Origin of the sequence: Deinococcus pimensis DSM 21231, assembly GCF_000519345.1 — a bacterium.
Taxonomy (GTDB): domain Bacteria; phylum Deinococcota; class Deinococci; order Deinococcales; family Deinococcaceae; genus Deinococcus_A; species Deinococcus_A pimensis.
In genome coordinates, this window is record NZ_KI912633.1 from 186581 (window position 1) to 188470 (window position 1890).

General features: G+C 68.8%; 2 protein-coding genes, 1 tRNA gene and 1 rRNA gene. 2 read left to right on the top strand and 2 right to left on the bottom strand.

Annotated elements, in window-relative coordinates; translation table 11 throughout:
• Positions 1-34: 34 nt before the first annotated feature.
• Positions 35-151 (top strand): 5S ribosomal RNA (gene rrf, locus DEIPI_RS0105535).
• 6 nt (positions 152-157) lie between these two features.
• A tRNA-Gly gene (locus tag DEIPI_RS0105540) sits at positions 158-233 on the top strand.
• Positions 234-277: 44 nt separating this feature from the next.
• Here DEIPI_RS0105540 and DEIPI_RS0105545 read toward each other — a convergent pair.
• Positions 278-1078 (bottom strand): polyphosphate kinase 2 family protein, encoded by an 801-nt coding sequence (locus tag DEIPI_RS0105545; protein WP_027481134.1) that lies wholly within the window; start codon positions 1076-1078, stop codon positions 278-280.
• Positions 1075-1890, bottom strand: an 816-nt coding sequence (locus DEIPI_RS35345) for an alpha/beta fold hydrolase (protein WP_027481135.1), incomplete at its 5' end; no start/stop codon positions are given. The genes DEIPI_RS35345 and DEIPI_RS0105545, both read right to left, overlap by 4 nt.

Sequence of the window (1890 nt, forward strand, 5' to 3'; positions counted from 1 at the left end):
CGAGTGGTCGTGCAACACGTAAATTGTTGGACACCTCCGTGCTCACAGCGCTGTGGACCCACCCCATCCCATTCCGAACTGGGTCGTGAAACGCAGCTGCGCCGATGGTACTTGGACGGCAGCGTCCCGGGAGAGTAGGTCGGTGCGGAGGTTTTTTGCGGGAGTAGCTCAGCTGGTAGAGCACTACCTTGCCAAGGTAGATGTCGCGAGTTCGAATCTCGTCTCCCGCTCCAAGAAGAGGGCCCGGGTATACACCCGGGCCCTCGACCTTTTGTTGCTACTCCACCCGCACCTGCGCCGGATCGAACGTCGCCTCCGGAAAGCGCGGATTCATGTCCTCCAGCGCCGCCACGATCGCCTCCGACACCACGAGGTTGCGGAACCACTTGCGGTCCGACGGCACCACGAACCACGGCGCGTGCTTCCTCGACGTCTCCGACAGGCACAGCTCGTACGCGCGTGTGTACTCGTCCCAGCGGGCGCGCTCCTCCAGATCCGCCGGGTTGAACTTCCAGCGCTTGTCCGGCTCGTCCAGCCTCGCCTGCAGCCGCTCGCGCTGCTCGTCCCTGCTGATGTGCAGGTAGAACTTGAGGATCCGCGTCCCCTCGTCGGCGAGGAGCTCCTCGAACGCCCGGATGTGCTTCAGGCGGCGCCGCGCTGCCTCCTCGTCGAGGGTCCCGTGCGCCATGGGCACCAGCACGTCCTCGTACTGCGAACGGTTGAAGATCGTGATGAGCCCCCGGCCGGGTGTGCGCGCGTGGACGCGCCACAGAAAGTCGTGCGCCCGCTCCTCGGCCGTGGGCGCCTTGAAGCTCACGACGCTCACGCCCTGCGGATTCACGCCGCTGAACACGTGCTTCACCGTGCCGTCCTTGCCGCCCGCGTCCCGCGCCTGCAGGATCACCAGCAGGCTCCGCTGCTGCTCCGCGTACAGCCGCTCCTGCAGGCCGCTCAGGCGCTCCTGAAGCTCCGTCGTCCGCTGCGCCGCGGCAGCCTTGTCCGTGCTGCCGCGGTCGCGTGGGTCGAGGTCCTTGAGGCGAAGGTGGTCCTGCGTGACACGGTACGCGTCGATGTTCATGGCGCGAGCGTAGCAGTGCCCGCGTCCCCCGCGAGGAAGTCCAGCGTTAATCGATCGAACTCGGCGGCCTGCTCGTCGTTCGGAATGGCCCGCCCGCGCAGCACCTCCAGACGCACGCCCGGCCGGAGCGCCGTGAAGGCCTCGGCGCCCGCCACGGGCGTGTTCACGTCGTCGCTGCCCCACACGAGCAGCGTCGGCTGCGTCACGCGCGGCCACGACTCCCGTACGCCCGCGTTGAGCTTGCCGGAGATGAACGAGAACACCGGGAACTCCCGGTTCGGACCGCGCAGGTTGCGCGCGTACAGGTCCGTCACCTCGGGCGTCACGCGGGACGTGTCGAGGTACACCTGCCGCGTCAGGAAGTAGTTGATGCCGGTCCGTCCACGCAGCACGCCCGCGATCAGGGCGCCGAGCGGCGTGGTCGTCAGCGCGCGGTAGAAGCCCTCGTTCGGCGCGTCCACCAGTCGGTCCAGCCCGGTGGGGGAGACCAGCACCAGACGCCGCACGAGCGCCGGTTCCTGCGCGGCGATGTTGATGACGTACGCCGCCGGGAGGCTCGACGCGACGACGCTCGCGCCTCCCGGCGTGACCTCGCGCAGGAACTCGCGCAGCACGCCCGTGTACAGGTCCGCCGTGTAGGGCTTCGCCTCCACGGGGGACCGCCCGAAGCCCGGCAGGTCCAGCACGTACACCGTGTGCTCCCGCGCGAGCGCGGCGGTGTTGAGGCGCCACTGATGTCCCGAGTTGCCGCCGCCGACCCCGTGGATCAGCACGACCGCCGGTCCCGTCCCGCCCGACTCGTAGTACACCGC